The sequence below is a fragment of the Bartonella sp. B23 genome, assembly GCF_053793815.1.
Genome location: NZ_CP200033.1, coordinates 1531005 through 1548362 on the forward strand (window position 1 = coordinate 1531005; position 17358 = coordinate 1548362).

The window sequence follows — 17358 nt, forward strand, 5'->3', positions numbered from 1 at the left end:
CATAAACTGACACAAAGCAATTTGCAATTTTTATTGCAGGCTTAGATATACACCAAATGATTTTTTTGATCTCAGATTATGTCAACCACAGCCGGCAAGCAATCTAAGCACAAATACACCACACAAGACTATCCAGAAACAACCCTTGTATAAAAACATAAAGCAATACATTATAAAAATATCTACAACTACTTATTTTTTGATATCTCCTATAGGAGATAGTAGTTTTTTTGCACGTCATATGCCACACAGAGCTACAAATGATAATCTTGTACCCATTAAAATTTTTAAACCATAGCTATCTACATCCGGACAACCGCCCACCTTATTCATAACAATCCACAACTTAAAATAAAAAGGAAGAAAATTTCTTATGGATTCCTAAAACAACCCGTGAAGTTTAACAAAAAATCTCATTTTTAGATACCTTCTTTAGAAACACTATGACGCCCAAAATCAGGGGCATCAATTTCTTGTCCCGCAGCAATAATACTGCGGCGCACAGCACGCATACGCGCAAAAAAGTTAAACAGTGTCTCACCATCCCCTACACGAATTGCTCGTTCTAAAGAAGCAAGCCCTTCACCAAAACGACTCAACATTTCTAAAATGGCATCCTTATTATGCAAACAAATATCTCGCCACATAACAGGATCAGAAGATGCCAAACGAGTAAAATCACGAAAACCTGAAGCGGAATAAGCAATAACTTCCGAATTTGTCACCTTTTCTAAATCACTGGCCGTCCCAACAGTATTATAAGCAATCAAATGGGGCAAATGCGAAACTATAGCCAAAACGAGATCATGATGCTTAGGATCCATCTTTTCGACGCGCGCGCCACAAGCTTCCCAAAATGCTGTCAATTGCGCTATAGCCACAGCATCACTTTCAGCAGAAGGTGTTAAAATACACCAGCGATTTATAAACAAATCAGCAAATCCAGCATCTGGCCCAGAATATTCCGTTCCAGCAATTGGATGTCCTGGGATAAAATGAACTGTTTTTGGCAATAAAGGTGCCATTTCTGCAATCACCAACGCTTTTGTAGATCCAACATCACTCACAATCGCCCCTGGTTTTAAATGGTCACGAATAGTTTTTGCTATCTCCGCACTTGCTCCAACAGGAACAGAAACAATAACCAAATCTGCTCCTTCAACAGCTTCTGCATTATTCGTTGTATAAAAATTCCCAAGTTCTAATTCGCGCGCCCTTTTCAATGTTTCTTTCCGACGCGTTGCAATAGAAATTTGAGCAGCAAGATTTTTCTTTTTAATCACTCTTGCTAAAGAAGAGCCAATGAGACCGATCCCAATGAGTGCTATTTTTTCAAACTGATGGAGCATCTTTCACCTTTAAAAACTCTTTGAAAACGACAACAAAGCACAAAATATGCCAGTCTATTTGTTCAAGAATTATGTATCAAACATTTAAAAAACCACAACAGACAAAAGAAAATGAAACATTAAATCATGCGCCATCCATTGATCATCTGTGCTAACCATTCGCAGATCATTTTTATTTGGAGTAATGCCTCTATTTGCAAAAAAACGTAAAGAAAAAATGTTGTAATTTTATAAAATCCCCCACTCATCTGATCTCATAAATCAAGCAAATATGATGCAAACTCGCTCTATCAAAAAAGAAAATTTGATAATAACAATGCCTTTAAAATCCTTTTTATTGGGCAAAGCAATCAATAAAAATGATGTTAGTCTTTTATCAAATGCGCAAAACATGAAAAACAAACAATCATAAGGAGAAAATTCATTTTGTAAAACTTTCGTGATTTTTAAATAAACATGCTCCCAATAGAGCTTAATATTTTAAGCCACCATTCGACGTCGTGCAAAAATTGCCAGCCCTAACAAAGCTTGACGAATGATAGCCTCACCCAAAAGCGGATTTTTACGGCTATCTAAAACAGCACGCTGGATTCGTTCCATTGCATAAAAAATTTGTTCTTCCCCCCAATAGCTCAAGGCACGTTCAACGGTTTTTTTCCGTTGAAAAAAAATTGGTGGCTGTGCTTGAGAAATCGCTGTACGAGCGCTTTTACTTTCAACATCCACTTTATAACGCAAAAGCTGTAATTGCTGAAAATGCCTTTGTGCAGCACTCAAAATAAAAAAAAGTGCACTTGGTATACTTTTATATCGGTTAAAGTGTGCTTCAAAATTTTGCACATCTCCCAGTAAAATAGCATCAATCACCTCATCTTGAGAAATCGCACTCACATCACTTACCACAGCTTTTACATCTTCAAGAACAATATGCGTTTTCCCCAAAGCATAAAGGCAGAGTTTTTCCAATTCACCACGCGAAACAAGATGATCCCCTCCCAAATGATGGAGCAACCACCTACGCGCATCCAAAGAAAGAGTCATTTTAAAATGACCCAAGACTTCATCAATTAATGTATCAAGAGCACAAATATCGTCCGCAAAACAAGGTAAAGCCATCGCTACTGATACCGGCTCAATAACATTACGCAACCCTGTCCCTTTTTTGAGATCCCCTGCCTCAATGAGAATAAAGCTTTTTTCTGGTGGTTCTTTAATTAAAAGCTTCAAAGCTGTAAGAAAGTTTTTTTGATTAGCACCATTAGACACCCATATCAAACGATCACCACCAAAAAGCGACAAAGTTCGCGCTTCATTCCCCAATCGTGCAGGATCTTTATCAATCTCAGCCGCATCAAGACGAACAGTGGAAAAAGGATCTTCTACATCTATCTTCGTGCACTTAATAAAACGCTGTACACGCTCGCAAACAAGACCACGATCAGGACCATAAATGAGAACAATAGGAAAAGCACGCGAAAAACGCGTTAGAAAGTGATCAACCTCGTGCGCTTTTTTCTGAGCCAAAATATTAATCCATCAAGAATTCATCATCAAGAACTTCACCACAAACCCTCTGGAACATGCCTATGAGATCAATCTAATCTTTTACGTTCTTCTTGACACGCATACAAAACCACTTCCCCCATGCACCATCAAAAAGCTTGACGCATAGGACACGTCACCATAATAGTTATTAATTTTTTCCCTTCAACAATTTTTTCTGTCAATTTCATAACAAAATCAACCGCTCTTGGATCTAATGCTGAGATATGCCCATCAAGCAATAAAACATCCGCATTTGCTAAAACAGCCATAACAAGATAAACCGCTTGACATTACCCTTCCGACAAACCGTCCATAGGATTATAAAACACGCCTAAAGACCAATGCTTAATTTGGCAATTTCCTCACGAAAAAATTTCCGCTCTTTATAATTTAAAGCAGAATTCAAACCACGTAGACTCTTACAAAGAGCTGCAAAAGCTAAGTTTTCTTCAATTGTTAAAGAACCACAACTTCCCACCGACAAATCTTGAAAAACACAAGCAACTTTCCCAGCGTGTTCACCTAACCAATTGCCTAGAAACATTTTTCCCATTGACAACTGCCCTTCCTGTCGTAAGAAGAATTACGTCCGCTAAAATACTAAGTAAAGTTGATTTCCCAACACAATTTGACCCAATAATGGTAACGAAACTACTCCGATTAATCTTGAGATTGATATCAATCAAAGCCTTTTTTCCAAAGGTGTTTTATAGTTTAAAAATAACTCCAACATGAGAGAATTCAACCATGTTTATGCCTCCCTCCCAATGGCGTGATACAGCAAGGATTAAAACCACTAAAAGCGCTGTGATCAGCTGAAGATCCGTTGATGTATCAATGCCAATTCCTTGTGCTTCAAATGCAAACTGCACTGCAACACGGTAAAGAACAAACCCAATAACACAGGCAACAATAATCAAAAAAATATTGCACATATGAAGTAATGTTTCACCAATAATAACAAGACAAAACTGAAAACAACCGCACCAACTCCACCGGAAATACCAATAGCAACCGCGGTTTGAATATGAAGAGAACCTCCAAGCACAACACACACATTTGAAAGCTTCATGCAAAAATAAATTAATGCCGATGTATGCCCTCCTGTGCTGTAGCCATACGCGGATTTTTTCCCATTGCGCATATAGCAAACCCCATCTCACTTTCTAAAAAGCGCCAAATCAAAAATGCTACAACCAGTAATACAAGACCAACAAAAAGAGTACGCACAAAAAATATCAAGAAAGCCAAATACATCATGAAAGGGGATTAAAGCAGTATCAGTAAGTGCTTAATTAATATTAGATCATCCCCATAATACGAAAGTTAACTGTATAAGGCGCTGATATTGTTAAAATTAAAGCCAAAATATTTAAAATACCAAAATGCAAATTCAGCAAATCTATTACTAAACCAATTACCATATCTGCGCAAAAAGTACACACCATAGCAGTCCATGCATTTAAACATAAAAGAACCAAAACACCACAAACACATGATCCAAGAAGAAACAAACCATCAACAGTTAAATTAGGAAAATCTAAAATGCGCAACGAAAGATAAACTTCAATTGCAACAAACGCATAAATAAGACCTAACTCTACAGCACAAGAAAATGCAAATATATTCACCCAAAGAACACTCTCATGAAAAATTAAGTGCTTTTACCATATCAGCATCATGTTTATGGAAGCTTATTGAATAATCTTTGTCGCGCATTCAACAACTGCCTGCGGAATAACAATACCAGCTTTTTAGCTGCTTTTATATCAATACGGATACCATTACTAGCCGCCTGTACAGAATCAATATCACTAGGTTTTTCACCTTTTAGAATATGCATAACCAATTTCCAATCTTAACCCCCCACGTCATAGAAATTTATACCCTGCATCATAAGAGAACCCCTTTCCACAGAATCAGAACCGACAGGACATAAAGGAATTTTACTTCCCGTGAACTTTTGCTGTCCCCTCTAAAACAGAAAGAACCGTATTATCAGCGATAAATAAAACGGCATCCACTTTACCAATTAAAGCCCGCATTGCCATCTAAATATCAGAAGGCTTAGGTGCCAATGAAGGAACGACTTCAATTCCAACTTCGTTTGCTACATCTTTTAACATTTTCAATGTTTAAGCAGAATTGGCTTCATAGCCATTATAAAAATAACCAGTTTTTTTCAAATTTAGTTTCACTTCCTTTAAAATTCTAAGACTTTGCGCAATACCTATACGACAAGAAGTTCCTGTCACATTGCCACCGATCTTGGTAATAGAAGAAATTATTTTTTCTCCTATAGGATTAGAAATTGCAGCAAAACAATAGGAATTGTTTTCATTGCTGCAAGCACCATCTGTGCTGGAGATGCGCTAATTGCAATAATCACATCAGGTTTATCACCAGCAAATTTACGTACAATCTGTGTTGCTATAGAAATATTGTCCCGCACCGATAAATAAAATGAGTTTTAAATTTTCAATCTCTAATTATAACCACTTTTCGCCAGCGCATCCTCTACACCTTTGTGTACTTTATCTGCAGCAAGATGCAATATGGTCTATGTAATCACCACTTTAACTTTCTCTGTTGTTTTTGCAAAGCTGTTCATCATAAAAATAGCTACAGCAGCAAAACACACACCCGCTACTTTAAACCCCATCACTCTAAACATTGTTGCTCTGCTTAAATTTGCAACAATAGCGCAAAAAAATCTATTGAAGAGCATTTTCAAAATTAATCTTTATTTCCATTTTTTTAATATTGAAAAATAATTCACACTGGAATGTTATTTTTTTGTTGCAATTCTCAAAATCCTACGCCATACAAACAGCATCTGAAGCAGAATACGTTTCAAATCGGTGAGCGGGTGTAGCTCAGGGGTAGAGCACAACCTTGCCAAGGTTGGGGTCGTGGGTTCGAATCCCATCGCCCGCTCCATGTGTGTAGCTTGCTGCCTCGTTTTGTACAGATTTATTTTTTCACAGGGTTTTCAAGGTGGCTTTAAAGGATCTTCACAGGCCTTTCAAAGAGTCTTTTTTCTATTAAAAATCGCAATTTGTGATGATCAGTTCTTTAGCAATAGCATTATTTGAGCTGCCACATAAATAAGATGTGGTGACCTCTTTTATATGAAATTGACTAAAGGTTTTCCGAATTTTTGGTACGTCATTTAAAGAAATACGCAAGAATCGTAGCCATCACCTGATAATCTTCTCGTTTAAACAAATCCTTTCCATAGTAATTCTCAGCACCCCAATAAGGCGGATCAAGGTAAAACAAAACGTTTTATTTATCATAGCGAAGAATAAAGTCTGACCAATCTGTATTTTCAATCGCAACCCTTGCCAAGCGCTGGCAAAGAAGCTCTAATGACGCTTCAACCTTAAAATAATTAAACCGTGCACCACAGCTCGTTTCAACGCCAAATGTGCGCTTTACCACCTTGCCGCTAAAACTTGACCGTTGCAAATACAAAAACCGAACAACACGCTCTAAATCGGTTAAATCCTTTTGCTCTTGCCGTGAGAGACGTTGAAATGCCTAACGGATGCTGATTTGGAACTTTAGCATATCCATAAAAGGCCGATAATGGCGTTGCAAAACTCTGAAAAAATTGATCACATCTCCCCTGAGCGATCAGGGATGATTTCCACAACTGGTATCAATGTTCTCCTAAAGAAAATTCCTCCCATTCCAATAAAAGTTCAGCATAAGCATTGTGCGGAATCTATTCAAAATTTTGACAAGGATTTTGGCCAATATTCCCTTGCCACAAACATAAACAGCTGCTGGTGTCACAGCAAAAACAGATTGTGATGTTTCTGAATAAATTGTGTCCATAATTTCTTAACTTCTTCCATCCATAAGTGCCTTCTTCTCATTGCTTTGAGTGATAAAAAATGGCTGCAATGTTATGTCTTTTGGCATCGGACAATTTTATCGATAAACTGTTCCCGTTGGCTGGATAACAAGACAAGCCTCTATTACTTACTATTTCCCCTTTCCTTTTCTGGTCCTTCTAGGATAATTTCTGTGGTATAGTTGCTGGCTTTTTCATGGCGATGGGGCACCGTAGAGGCTTTCCATTGTCCATTCATTTCCCCACGAAACCCACAGAGAAAAAAGGTTGATTGGCCATGATTTCTGGGTGAACCTCTAACAGAAACAAACAACTTCCAACAGCACGACAAAGCCTCTCTCCTTTTTTGTAAAAGCATCCTCAATATGCTTTCCGCCTTCCTGAATATGTGTACTCATAAAGTTAAAACCACGGGCAGCACTTTCTGGAACAATACCAGAAGAAATCATTGCCGTACCAAAAGCCGCGATTTCACGTGCCGTGAGCTTAAACATGGTTGCCGCGCCAATGGCACGATTGGTAAAATCGGAAACTTCACTGGCTTTTGCCACTTGATAAAACATGCATTTAATAGTAAAAATTGTACATAAAAACAATAAATTACCACATATTCCTAATTAATCCCACCTCTTCCCACTTAATACAAAAACAACTGTCACGCTACAATTAGCTAAACAAATTGCAAAATGAAAATTCTTTTTTGATAATAAGTTATTTCACACATTTTTCCATAACTCATAAAAATGGTGAAGTGGCCCTCGACCTTTCCCTACTTGCAAAGCACTTGAAGCAGATAAAGCTCCATTCAAATAATCTTTTGCTTGTTTAACTGCACAAACCAAAGGCTGCGTAGGCAATAAAGCTGCAATTGCAGCTGAAATAGTACAACCTGTACCGTGATCATGAGTAGTTGTGAAACGAGAAGCTTCAAGCATAACAAGTCCTTCATAATCACAATAAAGATCTGGACTAGAACAATCGTGATTCACTGTACTTTTTCTGGCAAGAGTGCTCAAATGTCCACCCTTCAATAAAACAGCATTACAACCTAAAGCCAAAAGCTGTGGACCATATTGATACATAGCATTTAACGACCACCGCACTTCACGTCCCAATAACATAGCTGCTTCAGGCAAATTCGGCGTAATCAAAGTTGACATCGGTACAAGAACGTCACGCATAATTTCAATCGTGTCAGGTTTTAAAAGGACATCTCCACTTTTTGCAACCATAACGGGATCAAAAACAATTACACGCGCTTTATAATAAGCAAGACGCTCTGCTATAATCTGCGCAATCTGAGCATTTGCTACCATACCAATTTTAACGGCATCAACATGAATATCTTCAAAAACAGAATCAATTTGATCAGCAATAAAAGAAGCGTCCAGCGCCTGAAAAGCACGTACACCTTGTGTATTTTGTGCAACAACAGCTGTAACTACACTCATGCCATAGGTTTTCATAGCTGAAAAAACTTTCAGATCTGCTTGCATTCCAGCGCCACCAGAAGGATCGGTTCCGGCAATAGATAAAATCCGTGGAATAAAAAGATTATCTTGGTCAACCTGTAATTTCATCAGCCTCTTTCCTTAGGTTTTTAAATATCGAAAAATAAATTCCCCAAAAAAATAGATGTTTGAAAAAGCATAAAGAGAGATGTTTTCTCATATAAAATACGTTATATATGCAATCTTCTTGTAGATATAAAATGGAAAATGTAGTGCTCATCCTCCGTTCTCTCCTTTTTACGTTCACTTTTTATACAGCCACTTTTATACAAATGATTCTATACGCTCCCATCTATTTTTTAATACCACGCAAAAAAGCGTGGATTATCCCCAAAACATGGGCGCGTGTCACACTCTTTTTACAAAAATATATTGCAGGCACAAATCATGAAATTGAAGGATTAGAAAATCTCCCCAAAGGAGCTTATATCATTGCTCCAAAACATCAGTCTGCATGGGAAACATTCGGTCTTATCCCCTATTTTGACGATCCTGCTCTCATTCTAAAACGTGAACTGACATGGATTCCATTTTTTGGCTGGTACATGGCAAAAACACAAATTATCCCAATTAATCGAACGACGCCCATTAAGGCCTTAAAAACCATAATAAAAAAATCTAAAGAAAAAGCGAGACAGGGACGTCAAATTCTGATCTTTCCCGAAGGGACACGCCGACAACCAGGTCAAAAACCAGATTATAAATCAGGGATTGTTGCTCTCTACAGTGAATTGGGACTTCAAGTTGTTCCTATTGCGCACAATGCTGGTTTATACTGGCCACGCAACAATTTTCGCCGCTATCCTGGAACAATTCGTGTTCGCATTCTTCCCCCTATAGAGGCTGGTTTGAGCAAACGTGATTTTCTAGACCAACTTATCCAAAAAACAGAACAAGCCTGTGATGAATTGCTTTTATTAGCGGCCCAAGATCCTGGCTCTCCACCTATGCCGCCCTGCGCTATTAAAAAGATTCAAGAACTTAAATCATTATGAATCAATACTGTGATTTATAATGATAGTTTATTACTTTTCATATTAAATTGAGAATATAAAACAGGAGATATTTGCTTTCCTCTTTTAGGAATGAAGCATAAAAACATTTGAAAAAGAAATGAATATACCTCTTATGTGCACTCTCAAATGCAAGAGAGGTTAGGATATTGGAAGTTAGAAAACAGAACGCGATACCAGCTTGTACCTTTATAAGCACAAAAACATAGTGTGCCCCATAGATTTTATGTTGCACTATTTACGAACGGAACTAGTACGAAAATAAAATATTTCTTTAAAGAAAATTCACAGATAAGCAACATAGTAGCATATTATTCTTTAAGAATAAGCATAATAAACAAAAGGAAAAGCATTGCACAATATCTATTGTGAAGAAGATGTTGCTGCAGAGATTTTTGCAAACTGCAAAATTGAACACAAGTGGGGGAAAAAATAAAGACAAGTACTAATTTTATCTCATAAAAAAAAACGAAAACACTATTAATAATATTAACCATCTTCTCTTTACATAATAGACTTAAAAGCTTTGTGTACTACATGAAAACAGTTCTAAATCACTAATAAGAAGGAATTGGATTTAAACTTAATGCAACGACTTTTCACTCATTTATTTTTTATTTTGAGTTTGACAAACTCTCTTGCTTTAGCACAACCTTTTATATCTGTTGATGTTACAACTGAACGTATTTTAGAGCATAATCAAGCTTTTGAGCGTTGGTATCCAGCCTCCTTAACAAAATTAATGACTGCTTATGTCATTTTCCGCGCCATAAGCCGAGGGGAAATTTCGACCAACAAGCACATCACCATCAGTGAATATGCAGCAAAAGCCCCTGCGCATCGATCAGGTTATAGAGCAGGTTCTGTTCTTACACTTGATGCAGCATTAAGTATTACTTTGGTAACTTCCACTAATGATTTAGCGATCGCTATGAGTGAAGCAGTTGCTGGTTCGCAAGAAGCTTTTGTAAAAAAGATGAATGCTGAAGCTCGACGCTTAAAAATGTTTGGAACCCATTTTGCTAATGCAAGTGGATTACCAGATCCATCAAATTACTCCACAGCGCGCGATATTGCTCTTTTGGCGATTCAGATTCGTCGTGAATTTCCTCAATATGCCCATTATTTTTCTATTCCTGCCATTGATTTTGGTAACAAACGAAAAATCCGGCCTAATTCAAATAACCTCATTGGCCGTTTTAATGGAATAGATGGCATGAAAACTGGCTTTATTTGCGCCTCTGGCTTCAATCTTGTTGCCTCAGCAACCCGCAATAGACGCACAATTATTGCTGTTATTTTAGGGTCTAACAATGTAAGTGAAAGAGAAGAAAAAGCCGCACAATTGCTTGAGACAGGATTTTTACATGAAGGTACGCCTCAATTAACACTTGCAACCCTAAAACCCTATGGTACTAAAGGAACAAAAGCAAGCGATATGAAACAACAAATGTGTACTCCTGAAGCCATAAAAATGCATGCGAACTCTTATGATGATCAAGGAAAAGTTATCCTCACCTCACCTTTTATCGCTGCTTCACCTTCTTCTGTAATTCCTTTACAAGTACAGCTCATTAGTGCACCGAAGGAACCTAAAATCATAATAAAACCGTCAAAAAAACTTTATATTCCGCGTGAAAAACCAGCAAATCGCCCTATAAAAAAGGCAATCAATCGCGGTTAATGATAAGCATGAAAATAAAACGCATTCCTCTCACGCTTATTACCGGATTTTTAGGCTCTGGCAAAACAACTTTGCTCAACCGCATACTACACAATCCTCTTTTGGCCGATAGCGCTGTTATTATCAATGAATTCGGCGAAGTAAGCATTGACCATCTTCTTGTTGAAAAAACGACAGAAGGGATTATCGAGCTCGCAAATGGCTGCTTGTGCTGCAATTTGCGCAGCAATCTCATCGATACATTAATAGATTTAATTAATCGCGTTCAGACAGGATACCTCAAACGACTCAATCACATTATCATCGAAACAACAGGGATGGCTGATCCAGCCCCTATTTTACAAGCTCTTCTAAGCCACCCACTCCTAAGTCAAACATTGTCTATCAGCACTGTCCTTGCGACATTTGATACATTAAACACGTTCTCCATACTTGAACACTATCCGGAAATACAAAAACAGTTAGCATTTGCTGATAAAATTATCCTCACGAAAACAGACATAGCTACCTCAAAAACACTTTCAAACACACTCTCTAATACGCTCAAAACAATTAATCCTACAGCGCAAATTATAGATGCCCACTCTGACTACTGCTGTGCAAATTCATTAATAAATAAAGTATTTTGGGATGAAAAAGAAGAAAATACACAGCTTCGATTTAAACAATGGAGTGCTTCTAGTCTCCATAATCATGCTCACAACTGGACTATACGCGCTTTTTCACTAGACTGTGAAGAACTTATGGATTACGCTACTCTTGATGATTTTTTAGATCTTTTAAAAAATCTTTACGGCGCAAAATTATTGCGTATTAAAGCAATTATCGCATTACGTGATAACCCGCATCGCCCACTTTTATTACACGGGATACAGACATTTTTTCATCCACCAATAAGACTTTCTGCATGGCCAAAAGGAATCACACAAACGCGCTTTATCATCATTTCCGATGGTGTTGAAAAAGAAGCAATACAAAAGCTCTTCAATGCTTTTTTAAACAATCCGGCAATAGATACTGCAGATAAAACCGCCATATTGGAAAATCCCCTGATTATTCCAGGAATCAAATTCTAATTTTCCTGTAATTTTCAAGAAAAAAATCTTTGATGAACAATACCTGCGCCTTTCAAGCAAACTTTACTGCATTGCGTCATAAACACTAGCCTATCATTTAATTCCCTCCTCACTATAAAAGACAAAAATTCTTATCCTTCATCGATCTTTAATCATGCTAGTTTTTACTTGAGTAGATTCTACCTTTTCATAACTTGTATGATTCATTTCACAGGTTAACTGAGAAAATATTTCCCTCTGAATATTTTATTCAGCTATACATTTTCATACTTTGTCGAGGCACAAAACAAACATCCAATAAAACGATATGCTATATTTTTAATACACGTAAACACACCGTATATCACCTTACTAAAAGGCACTATCCAAAGGTGTCACAGATAAAACGCAGAAAGCAAGTCTAAAGAAGCTCCATTCTACAATAAAATGGTATTCATGGCGTTAGAGCACCTGAAACCTGACCAACGCTATGATTAAAAACGTAACGTTTTTCATAAACATCAACCGTTGGAGGCTTATGATTTTCTTCAAAGAAATCATAACCTTCTTTAAGCATAACCCAAAATTGATAATGAGGGTCAGAGCGATGACGCGCCATATTTGTATCAGTCATGCGGAAAGGAAAAGCCTGTAACTGAAATTCTCTCTGTCCACCTCTAAAAGCATCTCGTGCGAAAGCATAAATCTGTGCCATATTTTTATCACCCATAGAATAACAACCAACGGAAAAGCAAGAGCCATGCACCATAAGATAGCTCCCTGTACGACCATGCACCCGATCATAAAGGTTTGGAAAACCTATATTAAAGGAAAGATAATATTTTGAGTAAGGATTCATTTGATTTTCAGTAATGGTATAAAAACCTTCTGGCGTTTGTAGATCTCCTTCTTTATATTTAGGTCCAAGCTTCCCTGACCATTTGCAAATTCCATAGCGAGCTACAAGCACAAAAGGCCCTGAACGAGATTGCTTCCAAATTTCAGCAACATTTTCCTCCTTGAAAAACCGCATCATTATTGGTGCATATGGATCAACATCATAGAGAACCATTTTATTTTGGATTTCTTGGGGTAGCGGCTGTTCAACTTTAGCGCGAATAGAAGCTGGCAATCTTCCCTTGCATGCGGTTAATATTCCAATTGCAAACAAAACACACACTATGAGAAATCTGTTGAATATCATCGAATAAAACTCCAATTTATCCCTTTATAAAGAATAACTTATGCTAGAGATCTACCAATTTGAAGATATTTTTCCCAACGATCTTGTTTAAGAATCTCGCCACCTTTTCCAGCCATAGACTCTAGAGCAGCAGCAATAACATCGCCCGTTACATCAATCACGGTTTCTTTACTGCGATGTGCTCCTCCTAAAGGTTCTGGAATAATACCATCAATAATCTTTAACCTATACAAATCTTGAGCGGTAATACGCATATTCATTGCAGCATCTTTCGCACGAGTTGGATCACGCCATAAAATAGAAGCTGCCCCTTCTGGAGAAATAACCGAGTAAATTGCATGCTCCAACATATAAACTTTGTTAGCAGCTGCAATTGCTATCGCCCCCCCTGAACCGCCTTCTCCAATAACAACGGACACTACAGGAATTTTTAAGCGCAAAGTTGCTGCTGTTGATTGAGCAATTGCTTCTGCTTGCCCGCGTTCTTCAGCGCTCACACCAGGATAAGCACCCGCCGTATCGACAAAAGTGAGGAGTGGCAAACCAAAACGATCAGCCATTTCCATAATACGTACGGCTTTTCGATATCCTTCTGGACGTGCAGAGCCAAAATTATAGCGCAAACGTGTTTGCGTATCGTAGCCTTTTTCCTGACCTATGTAGGCAATTGCCTCTCCTTTAAAGCGTGCAAATCCAGCTTGAATAGCCTCATCTTCAGCAAATTTGCGATCTCCTGCCAAAGGCGTAACATCATTGAGCAAACGTGCAGCATAGTCCATAAAGTGGGGACGATCTGGATGGCGAGCCACCTGTGTTTTTTGCCATGGCGATAACTTTTTATAAATATCGCGCAATGCTGTTTGAGAACGTTTTTCAAGACGCGCAATCTCATCGCTCATATCAAGACTGCCTTCTTCTTGAGAAATTTGTTTTAATTCAAGAATTTTTCCATCGAGATCAGCAACTGGTTTTTCAAAATCAAGATAATTATACATTGTACCTAACTTATTTTGTGTCATTTATGCACTTATGAACTGTTTTACAAAGTATTTCTCAAAAACATCTCCTTTTTCTTTACTAAGCCTTCTGCTTATCTGCAAGCGGATGGTGCTCATTAACTAAACGATAAAGACCTTCTTCCAATACATGCGTGTAAATTTGAGTAGTAGAAATATCAGAATGACCTAACAAATGCTGAACTGCACGTAAATCAGCACCATTTTGCAAAAGATGACTAGCAAAAGCGTGGCGTAACACATGGGGAGAAAAGTTACTGCTTTTTATTCCCGATCTATTTGCGAGATTTTTCAACTCTCGTGCAACGACTTGTCGAGCAATATACCCTGTCTCTGAATGCGCAGGAAAAAGATAAGGACTCGCTGCATATTTTCCTTTATCACGCAAATTTAACCACTGCGAAAGAACTTGGCATGCTTTTTTTGATAAAAGCACCATTCGTTCTTTTTTGCCCTTACCGCAAATCAAAATACTGTAACTCTTCCCCCGTACAGCCTTCACCGGAAGACTCACCAACTCACTGATACGCAACCCTGTTGCGTACAGCATTTCAATCACCAATTGAAGACGCAATGCACGAAAATGATTATTTGACCCATAATCTGCTTGTTTCACTTCAAACTCCGCCAAATCAAGCAATTTTGTTACCGCATCCTCACTTATAATCTTGGGCAAATGGCGTCCCTGACGAGGTGCATCAATATCATGAGAGGGGTCATCTTCTCTCAACCCCTCTGCGTAAAGAAATTGGTAAAATTGACGCAAAGTCGATAAACGACGCGCTTGTGAAGACGCTGTAAAACCGAGAGTATGCATAAGGGACAAAAGGCCAATTAAATCTTCTTTTTTTGCTGAAAAAAGCGAAATAGAGTGTGAAGACAATTCATCTTGTGCCCACTGCAAATCATGCTGATAAGCCGCAAGCGTGTGTGTAGAAGCTCCTCTCTCTGCACTCATCATCTCAAGAAAATGATCTATCACAGCGCCATCTTTCATTTATTGATTCGCTTTCGAAGAAAGATTTGGCAAATTTAAAGGAACATCGATATACATGTCTACAGCTACTGGTTCAACCCAAACCACGAGAGCGATCATGATGCTGAAAAAAACAGCAAAAAAAATAAAAATAATCATCAAAAATCTGGTCAATGTTGGCATAAGATAATAGACTATTCTCAAAGTACTTCACCTCTTATTATATCTCACAAAGATTAACAGGAATTGACTTTAAGGCAGATAAATGCCGAAATAAAGTTATGAAAATTAATCGATCTAAACAAATTCCGATCACACAAGTAAAGAAGCAACTCTTATCAACTCTTGATAAACGAGCTCTTGTCCTTGTAGGTCTTATGGGAGCAGGCAAATCAGTAATCGGAAAACGCGTCGCCACCATGCTCCGTTTACCATTTTATGATTCTGATCAAGAAATTGAAAAAGCTGCACAAATGACAATCATGGAACTTTTTAAAATTTATGGTGAATCAGAATTCCGCGCTCTTGAACAACGTGTTATTTTAAACCTCATGAAAAAAAGTCCTCTTGTTTTAGCAACAGGTGGTGGTGCTTACATAAACGAAAATGTTCGTAAAGCCATTCATCAAAATGGTATATCCGTATGGCTAAAAGTCGACCTTGATATCCTCATGAAACGTGTTTCGAATCGCCCAACACGCCCTCTGCTTCAAACAGCCAATCCTAAAGAAACCATGCAAAAACTCATGGAACAGCGTAATCCGATCTATGCAAAAGCAAACCTAACAGTTAACAGTCATAAAGAAAGCCTACACATTGTAGCACATAATGTCATACGATCTGTACAACATTACTTATACACAGAAATTAACAATAGGAACAACCAGCATGCAAGCCAAGACCGTTACTGTTAAACTAGATAAGCACTGTTATAATATCATCATTGGTTCAGATTTAATTGCACAAGCTGCCTCACACATTAAGTGTTCTCTTAATCAAAAAAGCTTTCAAACGCGTTTAGCTGTCGTTACAGATACAAATGTTGCATCTCTCCACTTGGCTACATTGCAAGAAGAATTAACAAAAAACGAAATCCATGCTTTTCCAATCGTCGTAGAAGCAGGAGAGCAATCAAAATCCTTTTCAACGCTGCAAAAAGTCATTGACCGAATTCTTTCTGCACGTCTAGAAAGAGGCGATTGCGTTGTTGCCTTTGGTGGTGGTGTTATTGGCGACCTAGGAGGGTTTGCCGCAAGCATCATACGCCGCGGTATGAACTTCATTCAGATACCGACAACACTTCTCGCACAAATTGACTCCTCCGTTGGCGGAAAAACCGGAATCAACAGTCAATATGGTAAAAATCTTATTGGTGCTTTTTATCAACCACAATGCGTTATCGCTGACACATGTCTTCTTGATACCTTACCACCGCGCGAATTTCGCGCTGGTTATGCAGAAATAGTTAAATATGGCCTTATTAACCAACCTGATTTTTTTGAATGGCTTGAAAAAAATGGGCAAAAAATTTTTTCTAATGGCTCAACACGAACAGAAGCCATTGTCCGCTCGTGCCAATTTAAAGCCAACATTGTAGCACGTGATGAATACGAAACTGGAGAACGCGCACTCTTAAATCTTGGCCATACATTTGGGCACATGCTTGAAACAGCAACCTCTTATGACTCAAACCGTTTAATTCATGGTGAAGCTATAGCAATTGGAATGATTCTAGCGCATCAATTTTCTGCTCAAATAAATCTAATAAGCCCCACACTTACACAACGTATTGAAGCACACCTTAAAGCGATAGGATTGCCTACACAGCTAAAAGATATCCCAGGGAAACTACCAAATGCCGAAATGCTAATGACTCTCATTGCTCAAGACAAAAAAGTCTCGCAAAACAATTTGACCTTCATCTTAACACGTGGACTTGGTCAATCATTTATTGCAAAAAATGTTTCACCAGACGCAGTTTTTGCTTTCCTTGAACAAAAACTAGCAGAAATTAGTTAATTCATATTGAATATAATTGATTCGTTTTTATACTTCTATTAAAGGAATAAGCACGATGATGTCTGCGTAGCTCAGTAGGATAGAGCACAGGATTCCTAGAAAAATTGGGCGCCTTGAGGAGAAA

Annotated in this window: 12 protein-coding genes, 1 tRNA gene and 5 pseudogenes; 6 read left to right on the forward strand and 12 right to left on the reverse strand. The window is 38.0% G+C overall.

Features of this window, described 5'->3' with window-relative positions; translation table 11 throughout:
• Positions 1-419: 419 nt before the first annotated feature.
• The 5 genes and pseudogenes from V4B17_RS06685 to V4B17_RS06705 all read right to left on the reverse strand — a co-directional run bounded on the left by V4B17_RS06685 (position 420) and on the right by V4B17_RS06705 (position 5568).
• Positions 420-1349 carry a prephenate/arogenate dehydrogenase family protein gene (locus V4B17_RS06685; protein ID WP_455479371.1) on the reverse strand — a complete coding sequence of 310 codons (930 nt, stop codon included), beginning with the start codon at positions 1347-1349 and terminating at the stop codon, positions 420-422.
• 480 nt (positions 1350-1829) lie between these two features.
• A complete protein-coding gene (gene holA, locus V4B17_RS06690; RefSeq protein WP_455479372.1) occupies positions 1830-2873 on the reverse strand; it encodes a DNA polymerase III subunit delta in 1044 nt (347 codons plus the stop codon).
• Positions 2874-2877: 4 nt separating this feature from the next.
• Positions 2878-3643: pseudogene (locus tag V4B17_RS06695) on the reverse strand (ATP-binding cassette domain-containing protein).
• Positions 3636-4525 (reverse strand): annotated as a pseudogene (locus tag V4B17_RS06700) (ABC transporter permease). The pseudogenes V4B17_RS06695 and V4B17_RS06700 overlap by 8 nt, the downstream one beginning before the upstream one ends.
• 63 nt (positions 4526-4588) lie before the next feature.
• A pseudogene (locus V4B17_RS06705) lies at positions 4589-5568 on the reverse strand (ABC transporter substrate-binding protein).
• Between the two features lie 191 nt (positions 5569-5759).
• Between V4B17_RS06705 and V4B17_RS06710 the strand changes: the two are divergent.
• A tRNA-Gly gene (locus V4B17_RS06710) sits at positions 5760-5834 on the forward strand.
• A gap of 104 nt (positions 5835-5938) precedes the next feature.
• Here V4B17_RS06710 and V4B17_RS06715 read toward each other — a convergent pair.
• The 4 genes and pseudogenes from V4B17_RS06715 to thiD all read right to left on the reverse strand — a co-directional run bounded on the left by V4B17_RS06715 (position 5939) and on the right by thiD (position 8336).
• A pseudogene (locus V4B17_RS06715) lies at positions 5939-6737 on the reverse strand (DNA adenine methylase).
• 143 nt (positions 6738-6880) lie between these two features.
• Positions 6881-7087, reverse strand: coding sequence for a hypothetical protein (locus tag V4B17_RS06720; protein ID WP_455479056.1), 207 nt, complete (start codon positions 7085-7087; stop codon positions 6881-6883).
• A 16-nt stretch (positions 7088-7103) separates the two neighbouring features.
• Positions 7104-7313, reverse strand: a pseudogene (locus tag V4B17_RS06725) (hypothetical protein); the annotation flags it as partial.
• A 159-nt stretch (positions 7314-7472) separates the two neighbouring features.
• Positions 7473-8336 carry a bifunctional hydroxymethylpyrimidine kinase/phosphomethylpyrimidine kinase gene (thiD, locus tag V4B17_RS06730; protein ID WP_455479373.1) on the reverse strand — a complete coding sequence of 288 codons (864 nt, stop codon included), beginning with the start codon at positions 8334-8336 and terminating at the stop codon, positions 7473-7475.
• A gap of 131 nt (positions 8337-8467) precedes the next feature.
• Between thiD and V4B17_RS06735 the strand changes: the two genes are divergently transcribed.
• The 3 genes from V4B17_RS06735 (at position 8468) to V4B17_RS06745 (ending at position 12040) form a co-directional block, all read left to right on the forward strand.
• The gene (locus tag V4B17_RS06735; protein WP_455479374.1) at positions 8468-9262 is read left to right on the forward strand and encodes a lysophospholipid acyltransferase family protein; all 795 of its coding nucleotides are present in this window, start codon (positions 8468-8470) and stop codon (positions 9260-9262) included.
• A 604-nt stretch (positions 9263-9866) separates the two neighbouring features.
• Positions 9867-10964, forward strand: a complete 1098-nt coding sequence (locus V4B17_RS06740) for a D-alanyl-D-alanine carboxypeptidase family protein (RefSeq protein ID WP_455479375.1) — start codon at positions 9867-9869, stop codon at positions 10962-10964.
• 8 nt (positions 10965-10972) lie between these two features.
• A complete protein-coding gene (locus V4B17_RS06745; RefSeq protein WP_455479376.1) occupies positions 10973-12040 on the forward strand; it encodes a CobW family GTP-binding protein in 1068 nt (355 codons plus the stop codon).
• A gap of 433 nt (positions 12041-12473) precedes the next feature.
• Here the strand turns inward: V4B17_RS06745 and V4B17_RS06750 are convergent, their stop codons facing one another.
• From V4B17_RS06750 to V4B17_RS06760, 3 genes are all read right to left on the reverse strand, one after another.
• Complete coding sequence (locus V4B17_RS06750; RefSeq protein WP_455479377.1) at positions 12474-13223, reverse strand: L,D-transpeptidase family protein; 750 nt, start codon at positions 13221-13223, stop codon at positions 12474-12476.
• Positions 13224-13261: 38 nt separating this feature from the next.
• Positions 13262-14218 carry an acetyl-CoA carboxylase carboxyltransferase subunit alpha gene (locus V4B17_RS06755; RefSeq protein WP_455480205.1) on the reverse strand — a complete coding sequence of 319 codons (957 nt, stop codon included), beginning with the start codon at positions 14216-14218 and terminating at the stop codon, positions 13262-13264.
• A gap of 82 nt (positions 14219-14300) precedes the next feature.
• Positions 14301-15236, reverse strand: a complete 936-nt coding sequence (locus V4B17_RS06760) for a site-specific tyrosine recombinase XerD (RefSeq protein ID WP_455479378.1) — start codon at positions 15234-15236, stop codon at positions 14301-14303.
• Positions 15237-15496: 260 nt separating this feature from the next.
• On the opposite strand from V4B17_RS06760, the gene V4B17_RS06765 reads away from it, so the two are divergent.
• Both V4B17_RS06765 and aroB read left to right on the forward strand, forming a co-directional pair.
• Entirely contained in the window at positions 15497-16129 is a 633-nt protein-coding gene (locus tag V4B17_RS06765) for a shikimate kinase (protein ID WP_455479379.1), read from the forward strand.
• A complete protein-coding gene (aroB, locus tag V4B17_RS06770) occupies positions 16104-17234 on the forward strand; it encodes a 3-dehydroquinate synthase (protein ID WP_455479380.1) in 1131 nt (376 codons plus the stop codon). Before V4B17_RS06765 ends, aroB begins: the two co-directional genes overlap by 26 nt.
• Positions 17235-17358 lie beyond the last annotated feature (124 nt).

Excerpts from the sequence above, each read along its gene's own strand:
- V4B17_RS06735 (WP_455479374.1), top strand. The coding sequence starts at position 8,468 with ATGGAAAATGTAGTGCTCATCCTCCGTTCTCTCCTTTTTACGTTCACT.
- V4B17_RS06745 (WP_455479376.1), top strand. The coding sequence starts at position 10,973 with ATGAAAATAAAACGCATTCCTCTCACGCTTATTACCGGATTTTTAGGC.
- thiD (WP_455479373.1), bottom strand. The coding sequence starts at position 8,336 with ATGAAATTACAGGTTGACCAAGATAATCTTTTTATTCCACGGATTTTA.
- V4B17_RS06765 (WP_455479379.1), top strand. The coding sequence starts at position 15,497 with ATGAAAATTAATCGATCTAAACAAATTCCGATCACACAAGTAAAGAAG.
- V4B17_RS06755 (WP_455480205.1), bottom strand. The coding sequence starts at position 14,218 with ATGTATAATTATCTTGATTTTGAAAAACCAGTTGCTGATCTCGATGGA.
- V4B17_RS06760 (WP_455479378.1), bottom strand. The coding sequence starts at position 15,236 with ATGAAAGATGGCGCTGTGATAGATCATTTTCTTGAGATGATGAGTGCA.
- V4B17_RS06740 (WP_455479375.1), top strand. The coding sequence starts at position 9,867 with ATGCAACGACTTTTCACTCATTTATTTTTTATTTTGAGTTTGACAAAC.
- aroB (WP_455479380.1), top strand. The coding sequence starts at position 16,104 with ATGCAAGCCAAGACCGTTACTGTTAAACTAGATAAGCACTGTTATAAT.
- V4B17_RS06685 (WP_455479371.1), bottom strand. The coding sequence starts at position 1,349 with ATGCTCCATCAGTTTGAAAAAATAGCACTCATTGGGATCGGTCTCATT.
- V4B17_RS06750 (WP_455479377.1), bottom strand. The coding sequence starts at position 13,223 with ATGATATTCAACAGATTTCTCATAGTGTGTGTTTTGTTTGCAATTGGA.